The organism is Pseudomonas sp. PSE14 (assembly GCF_029203285.1).
GTDB lineage: Bacteria > Pseudomonadota > Gammaproteobacteria > Pseudomonadales > Pseudomonadaceae > Pseudomonas.
In genome coordinates this window covers 465,068-482,720 of the sequence record NZ_CP115669.1, presented here as the reverse complement: position 1 = coordinate 482,720, position 17,653 = coordinate 465,068, and the positions used below count along the sequence as shown (strand labels likewise).

General features: G+C 67.0%; 15 protein-coding genes. 4 read left to right on the top strand and 11 right to left on the bottom strand.

Features of this window, described 5'->3' with window-relative positions; all coding sequences use genetic code 11:
- Nucleotides 1-83: 83 nt before the first annotated feature.
- Nucleotides 84-617 carry a DUF2780 domain-containing protein gene (locus O6P39_RS02230; RefSeq protein ID WP_275609853.1) on the bottom strand — a complete coding sequence of 178 codons (534 nt, stop codon included), beginning with the start codon at nt 615-617 and terminating at the stop codon, nt 84-86.
- Nucleotides 618-894: 277 nt separating this feature from the next.
- On the opposite strand from O6P39_RS02230, the gene mdtD reads away from it, so the two are divergent.
- Nucleotides 895-2,331, top strand: coding sequence for a multidrug transporter subunit MdtD (gene mdtD / locus O6P39_RS02225; RefSeq protein WP_275609852.1), 1,437 nt, complete (start codon nt 895-897; stop codon nt 2,329-2,331).
- Here the strand turns inward: mdtD and O6P39_RS02220 are convergent, their stop codons facing one another.
- Entirely contained in the window at nt 2,332-2,868 is a 537-nt protein-coding gene (locus O6P39_RS02220) for a RimK/LysX family protein (RefSeq protein ID WP_275609851.1), read from the bottom strand. It lies immediately after the preceding gene.
- Between the two features lie 93 nt (nt 2,869-2,961).
- Nucleotides 2,962-3,174 (bottom strand): cold-shock protein, encoded by a 213-nt coding sequence (locus tag O6P39_RS02215; RefSeq protein WP_015475193.1) that lies wholly within the window; start codon nt 3,172-3,174, stop codon nt 2,962-2,964.
- A 321-nt stretch (nt 3,175-3,495) separates the two neighbouring features.
- Between O6P39_RS02215 and dbpA the strand changes: the two genes are divergently transcribed.
- Together dbpA and yccS are read left to right on the top strand one after the other, a co-directional pair.
- Nucleotides 3,496-4,872 (top strand): ATP-dependent RNA helicase DbpA, encoded by a 1,377-nt coding sequence (gene dbpA / locus O6P39_RS02210; protein ID WP_275609850.1) that lies wholly within the window; start codon nt 3,496-3,498, stop codon nt 4,870-4,872.
- A gap of 196 nt (nt 4,873-5,068) precedes the next feature.
- A complete protein-coding gene (gene yccS / locus O6P39_RS02205; RefSeq protein ID WP_275609849.1) occupies nt 5,069-7,264 on the top strand; it encodes a YccS family putative transporter in 2,196 nt (731 codons plus the stop codon).
- Nucleotides 7,265-7,319: 55 nt separating this feature from the next.
- Here yccS and O6P39_RS02200 read toward each other — a convergent pair whose 3' ends face one another.
- The 8 genes from O6P39_RS02200 to rpmE form a co-directional block, all read right to left on the bottom strand.
- Complete coding sequence (locus tag O6P39_RS02200; protein WP_275609848.1) at nt 7,320-8,051, bottom strand: transporter substrate-binding domain-containing protein; 732 nt, start codon at nt 8,049-8,051, stop codon at nt 7,320-7,322.
- A gap of 67 nt (nt 8,052-8,118) precedes the next feature.
- Entirely contained in the window at nt 8,119-8,934 is an 816-nt protein-coding gene (locus O6P39_RS02195; protein ID WP_275609847.1) for a phosphatase PAP2 family protein, read from the bottom strand.
- Nucleotides 8,935-8,985: 51 nt separating this feature from the next.
- Nucleotides 8,986-9,759, bottom strand: coding sequence for a slipin family protein (locus tag O6P39_RS02190; RefSeq protein ID WP_275609846.1), 774 nt, complete (start codon nt 9,757-9,759; stop codon nt 8,986-8,988).
- Entirely contained in the window at nt 9,756-11,099 is a 1,344-nt protein-coding gene (locus O6P39_RS02185) for a nodulation protein NfeD (RefSeq protein ID WP_275609845.1), read from the bottom strand. The genes O6P39_RS02190 and O6P39_RS02185 overlap by 4 nt, the downstream gene beginning before the upstream one ends.
- A 141-nt stretch (nt 11,100-11,240) precedes the next feature.
- Nucleotides 11,241-12,509, bottom strand: coding sequence for a malic enzyme-like NAD(P)-binding protein (locus tag O6P39_RS02180; RefSeq protein ID WP_275609844.1), 1,269 nt, complete (start codon nt 12,507-12,509; stop codon nt 11,241-11,243).
- A gap of 103 nt (nt 12,510-12,612) precedes the next feature.
- Entirely contained in the window at nt 12,613-14,022 is a 1,410-nt protein-coding gene (locus O6P39_RS02175) for a M48 family metalloprotease (RefSeq protein WP_275611869.1), read from the bottom strand.
- 38 nt (nt 14,023-14,060) lie between these two features.
- A complete protein-coding gene (locus tag O6P39_RS02170) occupies nt 14,061-14,813 on the bottom strand; it encodes a thermonuclease family protein (RefSeq protein WP_275609843.1) in 753 nt (250 codons plus the stop codon).
- Nucleotides 14,814-14,889: 76 nt separating this feature from the next.
- The gene (gene rpmE, locus O6P39_RS02165) at nt 14,890-15,105 is read right to left on the bottom strand and encodes a 50S ribosomal protein L31 (protein WP_090264577.1); all 216 of its coding nucleotides are present in this window, start codon (nt 15,103-15,105) and stop codon (nt 14,890-14,892) included.
- Nucleotides 15,106-15,315: 210 nt separating this feature from the next.
- Between rpmE and O6P39_RS02160 the strand changes: the two genes are divergently transcribed.
- On the top strand, nt 15,316-17,535 hold the full coding sequence (locus O6P39_RS02160) for a primosomal protein N' (protein WP_275609842.1): 2,220 nt from the start codon (nt 15,316-15,318) through the stop codon (nt 17,533-17,535).
- The last annotated feature ends 118 nt before the right edge of the window (nt 17,536-17,653 follow it).

The following is a 17,653-nucleotide window of genomic DNA, read 5'->3' as shown; positions in this document are numbered from 1 at the left end:
TGCCCGGCCCCGAACAGGGACCGGGTCGTCGATATGACAAAGCGGGCCGCCGGCGGTTCCGCGCCGTCCGGCGGCCCGCTAACTCAGGCGCCTGCGCCCCACAGCCCGCTCAGGCTGCTCAGCACCTGGCTGTTCACACCCTGCTTGCCGAAGTAGTCCAGCAGCACGCCGGCGAACTTGCCGGTCATGCTCTGGTCCATGCCCAGCGCACCGAAGGCCTTGTTCACATCGCCCAGGCTGCTGACGTTGCCCAGCATGCTGCTGGACGCCGTGCCGCCGAGCTGGCCGCCCAGACCGCTCAACGCACTGGCGCCGGACAGCTTGTCGAGGCCGGGAACGGCCTTGAGCAGCTGCGAGTAGTCGCCGCCGCTGAGTTTGTTCTTGGCCAGCCCCAGCAACGCCCCGGTGCCGCCTACGGCTTGTTCGTCGCTGACCCCGAGCTGGCCGGTCAGGGCGCCGAGCAGGCCGCTGGTCTGCGGCGTGGTGGCGACCTGGGCGGTGCTCCCGCCGGTGGCACCGGACACCGCCTTGGCGGCGTCGCCGAGGTTGAAGGCAAATGCGGAAGATGCCGCCAGCACAGCGGCCAGGGCGAGGGTGATTCGGGGTTTGACGGACATCGCTGTCTCCTCTGGGAATTCCGGCAAGCGACCGGACGCCATATCGACCGGCCGGGGGTGACATCGTTCCGCCATGCCAGGCGTTTGCGGCGAAACCCGGCACGCCATCGCAAGCGCGGAAAAAAGTGACCGGTAAAGGTCTAGCACAGCGGTTCCAGAGTGGGGAAGCTGATCCACTGGAGCGCGTTGCGAACCGCCGGCGGCGATCCGCACGTGGATTTCCCCAGTCGCGCCAAGATTCCCTAAGCTAGAGCCATTCCTGACCGATGGATCGACCATGAGCGAACCCTTCACCCTGACGCCCCGCGTGGCCCGCCTGTTGCCCTGGCTGGTGGCCATCGCCTTCTTCATGCAGGCCCTGGACGGCACCATCCTCAACACCGCGCTGCCGAGCATGGCCCGTTCGCTCAACGAAGACCCGCTGCGCATGCAGGGCGTGGTGATCGCCTACCTGCTCACGGTGGCGCTGCTGATCCCCTCCTCCGGGTGGATTTCCGACCGCTTCGGCACGCGCCGGGTATTCCTCTTCGCGATCTTCCTGTTCAGCCTTGGCTCGCTGCTCTGCGCGCTGTCGCCGACCCTCGGCACCTTGGTCGGCGCGCGGGTGGTGCAGGGTATCGGCGGCGCACTGATGATGCCGGTGGGGCGACTGGTGATACTGCGGGTCTACCCGCGCAGCGAACTGGTGCGGATTCTCAGCTTCGTCACCATCCCCGGCCTGCTCGGCCCGCTGGCCGGCCCGACCATGGGCGGCTGGCTGGTGGAATACGCCAGCTGGCACTGGATCTTCCTGATCAACCTGCCGGTGGGGCTGGTCGGCTTCCTCGTCGCCCTGCGCCTGATGCCGGACCTGCGCGGCGTGCGCGCCACGCGCTTCGACAGCGTCGGCTTCCTGCTCTTCGGCGGCGCCATGGTGCTGATCACCATCGCCCTGGAGGGCCTGGGCGAGCTGCACATGCCCCACGTGCGCGTGGTCCTGCTGCTGGTGGGCGGGCTGGTACTGCTGGCGGCCTACTGGCTGCGCGCGCTGAAGATCGAAGCGCCGCTGTTCCCGCCGGCGCTGTTCCAGACCCGCACCTTCGCCGTGGGCGTGCTGGGCAACCTGTTTGCGCGCCTGGGCAGCGGTTCCCTGCCCTTCCTCACGCCGCTGCTGTTGCAAGTGGGGCTGGGCTATTCGCCGGCCAAGGCGGGCATGACCATGATCCCGATGGCGCTGGCGGCCATGGTCATCAAGTCACTGGCCAAGCCGCTGCTGGAGCTGTTCGGCTACCGCAGGCTGCTGGTGGGCAACACGCTGCTGCTGGGGGCGATGATCGCCAGCCTCGGGCTGGTGGACCAGGACGTTTCCTACCCGCTGCTGCTGGTTCAGCTGGCGGTGCTGGGCGGGATCAACTCATTGCAGTTCACCGCGATGAACACCCTGACCCTGATCGACCTGCGCGACGACAACGCCAGCGCCGGCAACAGCCTGCTTTCGGTGGTGATGCAGCTGTCCATCGGCCTGGGCGTGGCCTGTGCGGCGGCGCTGCTGGGGGGCTTCAATGGCGATCTGGAAAGCGCCCAGGGCGACGTGCTGTCGGCCTTCCACGCGACCTATCTGAGCGTCGGACTGATGTCGATGCTGGCGGCGGCGATCTTCTTCCAGCTCAACTCAGAGGACGGCCGCACCACGCCGCGCCGGGTCGACCCGGAAAACGACGTCAACGAGCACTGATCAGGGCTTGCAGCTGGGCGCCAGAGTCTGGGTCTTGGACGAGTCCACCGTGCCCATGTGCTCCAGGCTGCGGCGGCCGAGCAGTACCGGGAATTCCTGGGCCTGGCGGTCGCGCAGGGAGAACTGCTCACGGTAGACCTTGTTGCCCAGGCATACGTCCATCAGCACCACCGGGCTGCGCTCGACGCCATTGGCGGAGTGGAACTTCAGGACGCGCTCGATCTTGCGCTCGAAGGGCAGGCGCAGCTCCTTGCCGGTCGCGGGGTCGGTGACCATCACGTCGTACTGCACCCAGCGCTCGTTGTTCTTCTTGATCCGGGTGATGTTGCGCGCGTCCATCGTGGACGTCTGCGCCCCGGTATCCAGCCGGGCCTTGAGCGCGGTCTCCTCGGGCATCAGCTTGATCGTCTCGGTCCAGCCCCAGGTGCTGGGCTGGGCCGGCTGGACGGGCTGAGCCGGCTCGTCGGCCGCAATGGCGCAGGTGCCGGTAAAGGCGAACAGACCAAGGACCAGCAGGCGGAGGACAGGCGACGACATGGATGGAGACTCCGGAAGGGATAACGGCAGCTTTAGGCAATAAAAAACCCCGGATGTTTCCACCCGGGGTTCTTTGGCTGACGCCAGGGGATCTTAGTTGATCACCTGAACGCGCTCGGCCTGCATGCCTTTCTGGCCCTGCACGACTTCGAAGCTGACCTTCTGGCCTTCGGCCAGGGTCTTGAAGCCGTTACCTTCGATAGCGCGGAAGTGAACGAATACGTCCGGGCCGCTTTCCGGGGTAATGAAGCCGTAGCCTTTGGTCTCGTTGAACCACTTGACGGTGCCGTTCTGACGATTCGACATGGTGTTCTCCTTGGAACGAATTGGAAATTAGCCACGCAAGTGGCCAGGAACTGAGTTGCAAGGAGTTACAAGGAGTCGAGCAGGACGGGGTGGAATAACCGACCGCATCAGGTCACGATCGACGGCGACCCATGCAAACACAGTTCAGGCACTCTACGACAAAAATCTGCGGAAAGCGAATCTGTATAAAAAACCATATGTGCCCGGTCGCGCGTTTTCTGACGAGTGGCCGCAAAGCCTTGCACCGCCGGTATCCCGGCCCGCTGGAAGGCGCCCGCCTGCTACACTGCGCGGCCATATGGATTCACCCGGGCCTCTTTCGTGACCACCTCCGCATTCTCCAGCCTTCCCCTGTCGGCCGACCTGCTGGCCAACCTCGATTCCCTCGGCTACCGCGAGATGACCCCGATCCAGGCCGCCGCCTTGCCTGCGATCCTCAAGGGCCGCGACCTCATCGCCCAGGCCAAGACCGGCAGCGGCAAGACCGCCGCCTTCGGCATCGGCCTGCTCAGTCCGCTGAATCCGCGCTACTTCGGCTGCCAGGCGCTGGTGCTGTGCCCGACCCGCGAGCTGGCCGACCAGGTGGCCAAGGAAATCCGCCGCCTGGCCCGCGCCGCCGACAACATCAAGGTGCTGACCCTCTGCGGCGGCGTGCCCTTCGGCCCGCAGATCGGCTCGCTGGAACACGGCGCCCATGTGGTGGTCGGCACTCCGGGCCGGGTGCAGGAGCACCTGCGCCGCGAGACCCTGAAACTCGACGGCCTGAACACCCTGGTGCTGGACGAAGCCGACCGCATGCTCGACATGGGCTTCTACGACAGCATCGCCGACATCATCGGCCAGTTGCCGACGCGCCGGCAGACCCTACTGTTCTCCGCCACCTACCCCGAAGGCATCGGGCAACTGGCGGCCAAGTTCCTGAAGAATCCCGAGCGCGTGGAAGTGGAGGCGCTGCACGACGACACTCAGATCGAACAGCACTTCTACGAGATCGATCCAAAGCAGCGTCTCGATGCCGTCGTACGCCTGCTTCAGCATTTCCGTCCGCAGTCCTGCGTGGCCTTCTGTCATACCCGCCAGCAGTGCATGGAAGTGGTGGAGCAGCTCAACGCCCGCAAGATTTCCGCCCTGGCCCTGCACGGCGACCTGGAGCAGCGCGAGCGCGACCAGGTGCTGACCATGTTCGCCAACCGCAGTTGCAGCGTGCTGGTGGCCACCGACGTAGCCGCCCGCGGGCTGGACATCGCCGCGCTGGAAGCGGTGATCAACGTCGAACTGTCGCGCGATGCGCAGGTCCACGTGCACCGCATCGGCCGTAGCGGCCGCGCCGGCGAGAAGGGCCTGGCGCTGTCGCTGGTCACCCCCGCGGAGGCCAGCCGCGCCCAGGCCATCGAGGACCTGCAGGGCGCGCCGCTGAACTGGGAGCGCATCGACTTCCTCAAGGCCAACGACGCCCCGCTGCTGCCGCCGATGACCACCCTGGCCATCGCCGGCGGGCGCAAGGACAAGCTGCGCCCTGGCGACATCCTCGGCGCGCTGACCGGCGACGCGGGCCTGAAAGGTACCCAGGTCGGCAAGATCGCCATCTTCGACTTCCAGGCCTTCGTCGCCGTGGAACGCGACGTCGCCAGGCAGGCGCTGAAACACTTCAACGAAGGCAAGATCAAGGGCCGTTCGTTCAAGGCGCGAATTCTCTGAGTGGCTCTTCTGTAGGAGCGAGCTTGCTCGCGAACCGCACGGCATCGGTATCGCCGGCAAACACCGTTCGCGAGCAAGCTCGCTCCTACGAAAAGCCCCTCTGCGCAGCCAAGACAGCTGCGTGTCGCACTCGCGATAGCAGCGCGGCAGACGTTCCGCTAGTCTGAGCGCAGACACCCGGAAGTCCCGCACGCGCATGTTCTCCTCCCCACTGCTCCAGTCCCTGCGGCGCCTCTGGGCGCTGGACAAGTTCGCCTACAGCCTGCGGGTATTCGTCGCCCTGAGCGGGGTCATGCTCGTGTGCTGGCTGCAGGGCCGGCCGGAGCTGGTGATCCCGTTGTTCCTAGGGGTCATCGCCAGCGCCCTGGCGGAAACCGACGATCACTGGCTGGGCCGCCTGCAGGCGCTGCTGGTGACCCTGGCGTGCTTCAGCATCGCCTCGCTGGCGGTGGAGCTGCTGTTCCCCTACCCATTCATTTTCGTCGCCGGCCTTGCACTCTCGACCTTCGCCATGACCTTGCTCGGCGCCCTGGGCGAACGCTACGCAGCCATCGCCTCGGCCACGCTGATCCTGTCGATCTACACCATGATCGGGGTCGACCAGCGCGGCGGCACGCCCAGCGACTTCTGGCGCGAGCCGGCGCTGCTGGTGATCGGCGCCGGCTGGTACGGCCTGCTGTCGGTGCTGTGGAACGCGCTGTTCGCCAACCAGCCGGTGCAGCAGAGCCTGGCCCGGCTGTTCCTCGAACTGGGCCAGTACCTGAAGATCAAGTCGACCCTGCTGGAGCCGCTGCGCCAGCTCGACGTCGAGGCCCAGCGCCTGGCCCTGGCGCGGCAGAATGGCCGCGTGGTGGTGGCGCTCAACCAGGCCAAGGAAACCATTCTCGCGCGCCTCTCCCACGGCCGGCCGAGCCCGAAGATCAGCCGCTACCTGAAGCTCTACTTCATCGCCCAGGACGTCCACGAGCGCGCCAGCTCCTCGCACTATCCGTACAACCAGCTGGCAGAAGCCTTCTTCCACAGCGACGTGCTGTTCCGCTGCCAGCGCCTGCTCAACCAGCAGGGCAAGGCCTGCAGGGCGCTGGCGAAAGCCATCCAGCTGCGCCAGCCGTTCGACTACAACGACAGCGAACTGGCCCTGGCCGACCTCAACGCCTCGCTGGAGTACCTGCGCCAGCAGGGCAACCCGGCCTGGCGCGGACTGCTGCGCTCGCTCGGCGCACTGGCTGCCAACCTCACCACGCTGGACCGCAAGCTCAGTGGCGCAAGCAACCCCGACGCACTGGACGACGAGCAGGACAGCACCCTACTGGACCGCTCACCACGCTCGTTCAAGGATGCGCTGGAGCGCATCCGCCTGCAGGTCTCGCCGACCTCGCTGCTGTTCCGCCACGCCCTGCGCCTGTCATTGGCGCTGGCCGCCGGCTACGGCGTGCTGCACCTGATCCACCCGACCCAGGGCTACTGGATCATGCTGACCACCGTGTTCGTCTGCCAGCCGAACTACGGCGCCACGCGCATCCGCCTGGTGCAGCGAATTTTCGGCACGCTGATCGGCCTGGTGGCCGGCTGGGCGCTGATCGACCTGTTCCCCAACCCGCTGATCCAGTCGCTGCTGGCGGTGATTGCCGGGGTTGCCTTCTTTGCCACGCGAAGCACCCGCTACACCCTGGCCACGGCGGCGATCACGCTGCTGGTGCTGTTCTGCTTCAACCAGGTGGGCGACGGCTACGGGCTGATCCTGCCGCGCCTGTTCGATACCCTGCTCGGCGCGCTGATCGCCGGCGCGGCGGTGCTCCTGGTCCTGCCCGACTGGCACGGCCGCAGCCTGCACCGCCTGGTCGGCGGCACCCTGGCCTGCAACAGCCGTTACCTGCGCGAGATCATGCAGCAGTACGCCAACGGCAAGCGCGACGACCTCGCCTATCGCACCGCCCGACGCAACGCGCACAACGCCGACGCCACGCTTTCCACCACGCTGTCGAACATGCTGCTGGAGCCTGGCCACTTCCGGAAGGACGCCGAGATCGGCTTCCGCTTCCTGGTGCTCTCCCACACACTGCTCAGCTACCTTTCCGCCCTCGGCGCGCACCGCGACCGCCTGCCGCCGGCGCCGAGCGACACCCTGATCGGCGAAGCCGCCGAACGCCTCACCGCCAGCCTCGACGACATCGCCACGCGCCTCAGCGAGCGGCGCCCGGTGGCGATCTACAGCGACGAGGAAGATGCGCTGGCCAAGCGCCTGGAGGAGCTGCCCGAGGAGGAGGACGACGCGCATCGCCTGGTGCAGACCCAGCTGGCGCTGATCTGCCGGCAGCTCACGCCCCTGCGTACGCTGGCGGCACATCTGCTGAAGAAGGATATTGGCGCGGAGCAGGCCGAAACAGCCTGAGTACGCGTCCTTCCCTGTAGGAGCGAGCTTGCTCGCGAACGGATTCGCGGCTGACCTACAACCCATGCTCCCGCATCAGCGCGTCATAACTGCCGTCGGCGCGCATCGCACGAATGGCCTCGTTGAACGCCGCCACGATCTGCGCATGCTTGGGATTGTGCAGGCTGACCAGGATATGCAGCCCCTTCTCCGCCAGCGGCACCGGCAGGAACTCCAGCTGGTCCCGGATCGCCAGCAGCTCTCCAGCGAACTGGTGGCGGGCGGTGACCTCGTCCTCCAGCGTCAGGTCCACCCGCCCGGCCTGCAACATCAGCGCGGCGTTGGCGAAGCTGAGCACCGGCACCCGCTGCAACTGCGCGTCGCGGTCGAACTCGGGGGAATAGCTGTAGCCCCGCACCACGGCAATCCGGTACGGATGAAGGTCGGCAAGGTGCGCGAAGGTGATGGGCGAGCCACGGCGCTTGAGCAGGCGCACGCGGTTGGTCAGGTAGGCCTCTGAGTATTCGCCGAAGGTCTCGCGGTCGGCGCTGTACCAGGCGTCCACCACCAGGTCGTACTCGCCGCCACGCACGCCGTGCAGCACGCGCGGCCAGGGCACCTCGACGTATTCGCTGGCGTAGCCGGCACGCTGCAAGGCCGCGCGCACCAGGTGCACCGCCACGCCGCCGCCCGGCAGGCGGACGTCGGCGTAGGGTGGCCAGCGATCCGCTGCCATACGCAGCACTTCATCGGCACGCGGCGCGACACTGATCAGACATAACAGCAACAACAGCAGGCGCAGCGGCATCGATGCACTCATTCAGGGAAAGAATCAGGCAAGACTAGCCGCAGCCCCCGCCGCTACGCCAACCCGATCAGAACAGCATCGCCGCGCGCAGGCTCATGCCACCGCCGGTCTCGGGGACCACTGTCAGGTTGTAGCGGTCGCGCTCGGGCCCTTCGAGGAACAGGTTGTAGGTGAAGTTGGCGAAGAAGTTGCCCACCGCCATGCCCACCAGCACGTCCGTGGGGTAGTGCTTGTCGCCCTCGACCCGCGCCAGCGCGGTCAGCCCATCGAGCGTGTAGAGCCCGGCCTTGGCGGTGTAGCGCAGGGTCGGGTCCATGTCGATGTAGTCCAGGTTGCGTCGGGTGAAGCTGGTGTGCACGGCGGTGACTGCAGTGTGCTTGGACGGGAAGGAGTCGTCGGGAACGCCATCGGGACGCTCGCGCCCGGACCACTCCTTGGCCTCCTCGACGAATCCGGTCACGGCGTAGCGATCCGCCGCCAGCAGGGCCAGGTTGCGCCCGCGCCAGCTCCATTTCTCCTCGGTGTCCGCCTCTTTCGGCGCAGCGACCAGGGCAGTGGCCACGCTCAACCCGGTGGCAAGATTGAGCATGCGGTCGGCGGCCTGGTTGGCATCGCCACCGAAGAACCAGTCGTGATCGCTCGCCGAGCGTTGCCATTTGTGGTCCCAGTTACCGGCGGCGATCACCGCCGCGCCGGCCACCGGCGCCCAGACATCCGGGCTGACCGCCGCGCGCTGGGCGGAATCGCCCACTCGCGACCAGCTCATCTGAGGTGCGCCTGCGCAACCGAGCAGGCCAGTGGTAACGGCCAGCGTCAGGGCCGTCAGCAAGGTAGGTTTCATCATTTCCCCCAGGGCGCCCACTTCGTCCTGGAATGGACGCATCAATGCATGAGCCTGGAACTATAGACGCTGACTATCCGAAGGAATTTGCCTTCAGTCAGGCTTGGTAGACTTGCCGCCGGGCTCCAGCAGGCCCTTGAGCAACTCGATGGGCATGGGGAAGACGATGGTGGAGTTCTTGTCGCCGGCGATCGAGCCCAGCGTCTGCATGTAGCGCAACTGCATGGCCCCGGACTGGCGGCTGAGCATCTCGGCGGCCTGCATCAACTTCTCGGACGCCTGCAACTCGCCCTCGGCATGGATGACCTTGGCCCGCCGCTCCCGCTCCGCCTCGGCCTGGCGCGCAATGGCGCGGATCATCGACTCGTTGAGGTCGACGTGCTTGATCTCGACGTTGGCGACCTTGATGCCCCAGGCGTCGGTCTGCGCATCGAGGACCTTCTGGATGTCCATGTTGAGCCGCTCGCGCTCGGCCAGCATCTCGTCCAGCTCGTGCTTGCCCAGCACCGCGCGCAGGGTGGTCTGCGCCAGCTGGCTGGTGGCGGCGAGGAAGTTCTCCACCTGGATGATCGCCTTCTGCGGGTCGAGCACGCGGAAGTACACCACCGCGTTGACCTTCACCGAGACGTTGTCGCGGGAGATCACGTCCTGCGGCGGCACGTCGAGCACCACCGTGCGCAGGTCGACCCGGACCATCTGCTGCACCACCGGTATCACCAGCACCAGCCCCGGTCCCTTCACCTTCCAGAAGCGGCCGAGCTGGAACACCACCCCACGCTCGTATTCACGCAGGATTCGCAGCGCGCTGAGCACCAGGAACAGCAGCAGGATCAGCGCCACCAAGAGCCCGAAGGGAAAACCCATCACACACCTCCTGAATCGTCGTTGGCCGCCACTTCCAGGCTCAGGCCGTTACGCGCCATCACCCGCACCCGCTGGCCACTGTGCAGCGGCCGGTTGGCGTGGACCTGCCATTGCTCGCCCTGCAGCACTACCCAGCCGGCGCAAGGATCGTCATCGGCCACCCACTGGATGGTCGCCAGGCTCCCCACCAGGCCCGCCGGACCGCTGACCACGGTGCGACGCCGCGCCTTGATCGCAACACTGAGGACGCCGGCGATGAACAGGGCACTGATGGTCGCCAACGCCACCACCAGCCCCAGGGGAATGCCGAAGCCGGGAGCTTCGGTGTCGATCAGGATCAACGCGCCGACCACGAACGCGGCAATGCCGCCCAGCCCGAGGGCGCCGAAGCTGGGCATGAAGGCTTCGCCGACCATGAAGGCCAGGCCGAGCAGGATCAGCGCCGCGCCGGCATAGCTCACCGGCAACATCTGCAGCCCATACAGCCCCAGCAGCAGGCAGATCGCCCCCAGCACGCCGGGCAGCGTCATGCCGGGATTGGCGAACTCGAAGATCAGCCCATAGATGCCGATCATCATCAGGATCAGCGCCACGCTGGGATCGGTGATCACCGCCAGCAGCCTGGTCCGCCAGTCCGCCTCACGCTGCACCAGCGCCGCGCCAGCCACATGCAGGCGCAGGTCGTGACCTTCGACGCTGACGCTGCGGCCGTCGATCATGGTCAGCAGCATCGGAATGTCCGGCGCCACCACATCCACCACCTTCTCCTTCAGCGCCTCGTCGGCCGCCAGGCTGACCGCCTCGCGCACCGCGCGCTCGGCCCACTCCGCGTTGCGTCCGCGCAGTTGCGCCAGGCCACGGATATAGGCCGAGGCATCGTTGATCTGCTTGCGTTCGAGGGTGCTGCGGTTGTCGTCGGGCTTGGCGGCGCCCTTGTCCTGCGAGCGTTCGGGGTCGGGCATACCGATCGCTATCGGCGTCGCGGCACCCAGGTTGGTACCCGGCGCCATCGCCGCGATGTGGCAGGCGTAGAGGATGTAGGTCCCGGCACTGGCCGCTCGTGCGCCGCCGGGGGCGACATAGCCGGCCACCGGCACCGGGCTGACCAGGATCGCCTTGACGATGCTGCGCATCGCACTGTCCAGCCCGCCGGGGGTATCCATGCGCAGCACCACCAGCGCCGCGCCCTCGTCGGCGGCGCGACTGATGCCGCGCACCACGTAGTCGGCGGTCGCCGGCCCGATGGCGCCGTCCACATCCAGCACCACCGCCGTGGGAGCCGCCAGCGTCCCGCCCGCGCCAAGCAGCAGGAAACAGGCGAGTCGACGGAGCAGCCTCAACATGGCGCCTCCCGGCCGCAGCCGGCGGGCGCCGCAGCGAGTGAATGGACGACGCCCTTCCCTAAAGCATAGCCCTCCGGGCCCGGCCTCCCGCCAGAAACGAAAAACCCCGCCGAAGCGGGGTTTCTCGTGAGCCGTTGCGAATCAGCCGTTGAAGACGTCTTCGACGGACTTCAGCGGGTAGTGCTTCGGATACGGCAGGGTCGCCACGCCGGTCTCGATGGCGGCCTTGGCCACGGCGTCGGAAACAACGGTGATCAGGCGCTTGTCCATCGGCTTCGGAATGATGTACTCGCGGCCGAACTCCAGGGCGCTCACGCCGTAGGCGTCGCACACGTCCTTGGGTACCGGCTGCTTGGCCAGGTCACGCAGGGCCAGGGCGGCGGCGATCTTCATCTCTTCGTTGATGCGGGTGGCGCGTACGTCCAGGGCACCGCGGAAGATGAAGGGGAAGCCCAGCACGTTGTTCACCTGGTTCGGGTAGTCCGAACGGCCGGTGGCCATGATCACGTCATTGCGGGTGGCGTGGGCCAGTTCCGGCTTGATTTCCGGGTCCGGGTTGGAGCAGGCGAAGACGATCGGGTTGGGTGCCATGCGGCTGAGGTCTTCAGCGCTCAGCAGGTTGGCGCCGGACAGGCCGACGAACACGTCGGCGCCATCCAGGGCGTCGGACAGAGTGCGCTTGTCGGTCTCGGTGGCGAACACGGCCTTGTACTGGTTCAGGTCGTTACGGCCAGCGTGGATCACGCCCTGGCGGTCGATCATGTAGATGTTCTCGACCTTGGCGCCCATGCTCACCAGCAGCTTCATGCAGGAGATGGCGGCAGCGCCGGCGCCCAGGCAGACGATCTTCGCGGACTCCAGCTTCTTGCCGGCGATTTCCAGGGCGTTGAGCATGCCGGCGGCGGTCACAATGGCGGTGCCGTGCTGGTCATCGTGGAACACCGGGATGTCGCACTGTTCGATCAGCGCGCGCTCGATCTCGAAGCACTCGGGTGCCTTGATGTCTTCCAGGTTGATGCCACCAAAGGTGATGGAGATGCGCTTGACGGTATCGATGAAGGCCTGCGGGCTTTCGGCGTCGACTTCGATGTCGAACACGTCGACACCGGCGAAGCGCTTGAACAGCACGCCTTTGCCTTCCATGACCGGCTTGGAGGCCAGCGGGCCGAGGTTGCCCAGGCCGAGGATGGCGGTGCCGTCGGAAATGACCGCGACCAGGTTGCCCTTGCCGGTGTACTTGAAGGCCAGTTCCGGATCACGCGCGATTTCGCGCACCGGCTCGGCAACACCCGGGCTGTACGCCAGCGACAGGTCGCGGGCGGTGGCGGTCGGCTTGGTCAGCTCGACACTCAGTTTACCGGGGCGGGGTTGGGCGTGATATTCGAGGGCAGCGGTCTTGAGATCAGACATTTGGGCACTTCCGCTTTTGTTACTTGTTGGACAGACGGGGGTCCGAGCATACGCAGAAAGCCCGCACCTGCCAAGGTAGCCCAAGCCCCTGCTGTCAAGACCTCTAGCGTACGACCTTCAGCCAATCTCCAGATTTTGGCTGGCCGATTGGATACAAGTCATTCAATAAGCGTATACGATTTATCGAGTCAGTTTCCAGACCCGGCCCCGCTTTCGCAAACTCCTCGACAGTCTGCCCGGATTTGACCTGAACGACGGCGATCCGGCGCGGTTGCGCCAGTTTCTTCTCGTCCGCGCGCAGCGGCCGGAAGCTGCGGATCACCTGCAGGAACTGGTCATCCACGCTCTCCAGGGAGGCGCGGCCTTTGACCGCACCCACGAACAGGTAGGCGCGGTCCTTCTGGTAGATCACCGCGACACGGCGCGCCGGCGAGCCGGGCACCACGCCGGTGGCGACGTCCAGGCCGGCCTGCTGGAAACTCTCCTCCCCCGCCAGGCGGCCGCCCGCGCCCTTGCGCAGGAACTCCGCCGGCGTCAACTGGCCATCGCGCTGCACCAGCTTCATGCCGATGTAGGCCTGCTGGTCGGCGGTGAAGCCCACCAGGGCGGTCGGCTGGTTGAGGATGCCCCAGCCCGCCGGGTAGGTCAGGGTGAAGTCCAGCTCGGAGTGGTAGAAGCTCTGCCCGCGGCGCACGCCACTGGAGGCGGAGTCGCCGAAGGGCATGCCATCGATGGCCTTCAGATAGCGTTCGGCGCCAACTTCGTGCTGGCTGTTGCCGGCCAGGGCCTGGGCCGGACCGACCACCTGTTTCAGGCGCTGATCGTTGTCCGGGTGGGTGTCGAACAGGCCGTGGTAGCCCACCGGCTGGGTGGCCTGGCCCTTGCGCCTGGCCTCGTCGCGGGCGAAGTCTTCCTGGTTCTTCAGTACCCGCACCACCTGGATCATCGCGGTGGGGTCGTAGCCGGCGCGGGCCAGGTACTTGGCGCCCAGGCCGTCGGCTTCCAGCTCCATGTCGCGGCCGTAGCCGCGCACAAAGGCGGTGCCCAGCACGTTGGTGAGGTCGGCGGCAGCACCAACCCCGGTGCCGATGGCCACGGCCTGTCCGAGAATGTTCCAGGCGCTGGACTGGCTCTGCTGGCGCACGCTGTGGCGGGCGGTGACGTGGCCGACTTCGTGGCCGAGCACCGCGGCCAGCTCCGCTTCCGAGCCCAGGTAGGCCATCAGGCCGCGATGGATGTAGACATAACCGCCGGGCAGGGCGAAGGCGTTGATGTCCGGGGTATCGATGACGGTGAAGTGGTATTGCAGGTTGGGCCGGTCGCCGGCGCGGGCGACCCGTTCGCCGACCTGCTGCACATAGGCCTGCAGCTTCTCGTCCTCGTAGCGCGGGTACTGCTTGAGGATTTCCTGGCTGTACTTCTGCCCCAGGCCGAGCTCCTCCTGCTCGCTCATCATCACGAAGTCGGTCTTGCCGGTGGCCGGGTTGACCGCGCAGCCCGCCACGACGCTCATCAGCGCCAGCAGGGCAAGGATTCCGAACGAGCGCACGCTCATGGCAATACCTCCATCATCGCCGGGTCGGTCAAAGGCAGCATCCAGCGTGCCTGTCCTGGTTTGATTGCACCGCGCTCGGACCGGTCGATCACCCAGCCGCGCGCTTCCACCTGTCGACCGCGCAGGTCACGCAGGGTTGCACTGTCGAAGCTCTTCAGCAGCCGTGGATCGATACGCAGCACCAGCGGGCCATCGAGATCGATCCACAGGCCACCGCCGTTACGTTGCACCTGTTCGACGCGACCGCGAACCACGGCAAAGCCGCTGTCGTGAAGTTGCTGCGCGGTCTGCACCGGCGTGCGCTTCCACAACCCCAGCCCGGCGCTGCGCGCCTCGCGCTCGGCGCGCTGCTGGCAGGCGGTGAGGTCGGTGTTGGGCGCAATAGCTACAAGGTAGCCCAGGCCTTCGGCGAGCAGGCGGGATTCGAGGTTGTCGCCGCGGGAATCATAGGCGTGGGCCAGGGCGCGGCCGTACTTGTCCTTACCCTGGCGGCCGGCAACCAGGCCAACCTCGCCATTGTTGGCCGCCACCAGTTCCTGCAAGCGGCGCTGCGCGGCGACGGCGAAGGGCTCTTCCGGACGACCACGATGGGCCAGCTCCGGGGCGTTCACGCCGATCAGGCGCACGCTGCGGCCATCGGCGAGCTTCAGGGTGTCGCCATCCACCACCCGCGCCACGCGCACCGTTTCGGGCGACTCAGGCTTCGGGCATGCAGCGGCAGCCGCATCCGCCGCAAAGCAGACGGCCATAAAAAAGGCGCCCACGAGGGACGCCTTTTTCGAGATACCGTGAAAAACCATCGAGGGCCTTTCCCGGAAATCGATCTTACTTCTTGCCACCGAACATGGCGAAACGCTGGTTGAAGCGATCGATACGGCCGCCGGTGTCGACGACTTTCTGCTTACCGGTGTAGAACGGGTGGCACTCGGAGCAGACGTCCAGGTGGATGCTCTTGCACAGGGTCGAACGGGTCTTGATCACGTTGCCGCAGCTGCAGGTAGCTTCGATTTCTTCGTAAGCGGGATGGATTTCCGGTTTCATGATGTCTTCTCTCTGGTTGGTGTGCCGCCACCCAGTCTCTGTCAGAAGCCGAGCCACGGTCATCGAGGACCGCAGGCGGGATCTTTACCGGGCACCGCACAAATTAAGGGCGTGGATCATACCAGAGCTGTTTTTCCACGCAAGTCAAGCCTCGACCGATGGTCACCGGGTGCTAAGATCGCCGCTCCCCGCCGCTCCGGAATCCGCCGCGTGCCCTCACCCTCGATTCTACGCCTCGCCCTGCCCTCGCCGCTGCGCCGCCTGTTCGACTACCTGCCCCCGCGCGGCGTCGATGTGTCGCGCCTGCAGCCTGGCGTGCGGCTGCGCGTACCGTTCGGTCGCCGCGAGATGGTCGGCGTGCTGGTGGACAAGGTGGAAACTTCCGACGTCCCGTCGGACAAGCTGCGCCCCGCCCTGGCCGTGCTCGACCGCGAGCCGCCAATGCCGGCGCACCTGCTGGAGCTGTGCCGCTGGACCGCGCAGTACTACCAGCACAGCCTGGGCGACACCCTTTCCTGGGCGCTGCCCAACCTGCTGCGCCAGGGCGACCCCGCCGAGGCACGCCAGCAGCGCTTCTGGCATGCCGAACCCGGCGCCCGCGAGGATGACCCGCGCCTCGCCCGCGCGCCGCGCCAGCGCGAGACGCTGAAGGTTCTCAAGCAGCACCCCCACGGCGTCGCCCACGAACTGCTCAGCCAGTTGCAGATCAACAAGGACAGCCTCGACCTGTTGCAGGAAAAGGGGCTGGTCTCGCTGGAGGTGCGCGTCCACAGCGTGCCGCCGCACCACGGCCCGTGGCTCGCGCAAGCCGAGCTGCCGCTCAATGCCGAGCAGCGCGCCGCCTTCGAATCCGTGCGCGCCGGCTTCGGCGGCTTCCACAGCTTCCTGCTCGCTGGTGTCACCGGCAGCGGCAAGACCGAGGTCTACCTGCAGCTGATCCGCGAAACCCTGGAGGCCGGCAAGCAGGCGCTGGTGCTGATCCCCGAGATCAACCTCGGCCCGCAGACCCTCTCGCGCTTCGAGCGCCGCTTCAACGCACGCATCGCCCTGCTGCATTCGGCGCTGACCGATCGCGAGCGCCTCGACGCCTGGCTCGCCGCCCGCGACGGCGAGGCGGACATCATCATCGGCACCCGCTCGGCGCTGTTCACCCCGCTGAAGAATCCGGGGCTGATCATCATCGACGAGGAACACGACGCTTCCTATAAACAGCAGGAAGGCCTGCGCTACCACGCTCGCGACCTGGCCATGGTGCGCGCGCGCCTGGAGAACGTGCCGATCCTGCTGGGCTCGGCCACGCCCGCCCTGGAAAGCCTGCACAATGCCCAGAGCGGCCGCTACGGCCTGCTGCGCCTGACCCAGCGGGCCGGCGGCGCGCACCAGCCAAAGTTCCAGCGTCTGGATGTGAAAAGCCTGCCGCTGGATTCGGGCATTTCCATGCCGCTGCAACGCTCGATCAAGGAAACCCTGGCCGCCGGCCAACAGGTGCTGGTCTACCTGAACCGCCGCGGCTTCGCCCCGACCCTGCTGTGCCACGACTGCGGCTGGATCAGCCAGTGCCCGCGCTGCGACGCGCGGATGACCGTGCACCAGGGCAGCGGCGAACTGCGCTGTCACCACTGCGACCACCGCGAGCGGCCGCCGCGCAACTGCCCCAAATGCGGCACCGTGGACCTGCGCCCGGTCGGTGCCGGCACCGAGCGCGCCGAGGAGCGCCTGCGCATCCTCTTCCCCGACTATCCCGTGCTGCGCATCGACCGCGACAGCACCTCGCGCAAGCACGCCATGCGCGACCTGTTCGCCACTATCAATAAAGGCGAGCCGTGCATCCTGGTGGGCACCCAGATGCTCGCCAAGGGGCACCACTTCCCGCGCGTCACCCTGGTGGCGATCCTCGATGCCGACGGCGGGCTGTTCTCCGCCGACTTCCGCGCCAGCGAACGCATGGCCCAGCAGATCGTGCAGGTCGCCGGCCGCGCCGGGCGCGCCGAGGAACCGGGCCGCGTGCTGATCCAGACCCACCTGGCCGACCACCCACTGCTGGTGCAGCTCACCGAACAGGGCTACTTCGCCTTCGCCGACCAGGCCCTGGCCGAACGCCGCGCCGCCGGCCTGCCGCCCTTCGCGCACCTGGCGCTGCTGCGCGCCGAGGCGCACAAGCCGGGGCAGGCCGAGGGTTTCCTCGATGAGGCCTGCGCCGAAGCGGAGCGCTTGCAGGCCACGCTGGGCAGCGACGTGGAGCTTCTCGGCCCGGTGCCGGCGCCCATGGAACGCCGCGCCGGCCGCTACCGCGCCCAACTGCTGCTGATGAGCTCCGCCCGCGCGCCGCTGCACCGACTGCTCACACCCTGGCTGCAGACGCTCGAAGGCATGCCCAGTGGGCGCCAGGTGCGCTGGTCTCTGGACGTCGACCCGATCGACCTTTTCTGACGACTCGCCCGGACGATCTCTTCCCAAGAAACCACCCGGCCTTGCGCATCCGTCCTACATTGACTTCCATCAGCCGCGACGGACGGCACAGCGGCGAGACTGAGCAAGGAGTGCGCCG

Excerpts from the sequence above, each read along its gene's own strand:
- O6P39_RS02230 (WP_275609853.1), bottom strand. The coding sequence starts at position 617 with ATGTCCGTCAAACCCCGAATCACCCTCGCCCTGGCCGCTGTGCTGGCG.
- mdtD (WP_275609852.1), top strand. The coding sequence starts at position 895 with ATGAGCGAACCCTTCACCCTGACGCCCCGCGTGGCCCGCCTGTTGCCC.
- O6P39_RS02220 (WP_275609851.1), bottom strand. The coding sequence starts at position 2,868 with ATGTCGTCGCCTGTCCTCCGCCTGCTGGTCCTTGGTCTGTTCGCCTTT.
- O6P39_RS02215 (WP_015475193.1), bottom strand. The coding sequence starts at position 3,174 with ATGTCGAATCGTCAGAACGGCACCGTCAAGTGGTTCAACGAGACCAAA.
- yccS (WP_275609849.1), top strand. The coding sequence starts at position 5,069 with ATGTTCTCCTCCCCACTGCTCCAGTCCCTGCGGCGCCTCTGGGCGCTG.
- O6P39_RS02200 (WP_275609848.1), bottom strand. The coding sequence starts at position 8,051 with ATGCCGCTGCGCCTGCTGTTGTTGCTGTTATGTCTGATCAGTGTCGCG.
- O6P39_RS02195 (WP_275609847.1), bottom strand. The coding sequence starts at position 8,934 with ATGCGTCCATTCCAGGACGAAGTGGGCGCCCTGGGGGAAATGATGAAA.
- O6P39_RS02185 (WP_275609845.1), bottom strand. The coding sequence starts at position 11,099 with ATGTTGAGGCTGCTCCGTCGACTCGCCTGTTTCCTGCTGCTTGGCGCG.
- O6P39_RS02180 (WP_275609844.1), bottom strand. The coding sequence starts at position 12,509 with ATGTCTGATCTCAAGACCGCTGCCCTCGAATATCACGCCCAACCCCGC.
- O6P39_RS02175 (WP_275611869.1), bottom strand. The coding sequence starts at position 14,022 with ATGAGCGTCGTGGCGGGCTGCGCGGTCAACCCGGCCACCGGCAAGACC.
- O6P39_RS02170 (WP_275609843.1), bottom strand. The coding sequence starts at position 14,813 with ATGGCCGTCTGCTTTGCGGCGGATGCGGCTGCCGCTGCATGCCCGAAG.
- rpmE (WP_090264577.1), bottom strand. The coding sequence starts at position 15,105 with ATGAAACCGGAAATCCATCCCGCTTACGAAGAAATCGAAGCTACCTGC.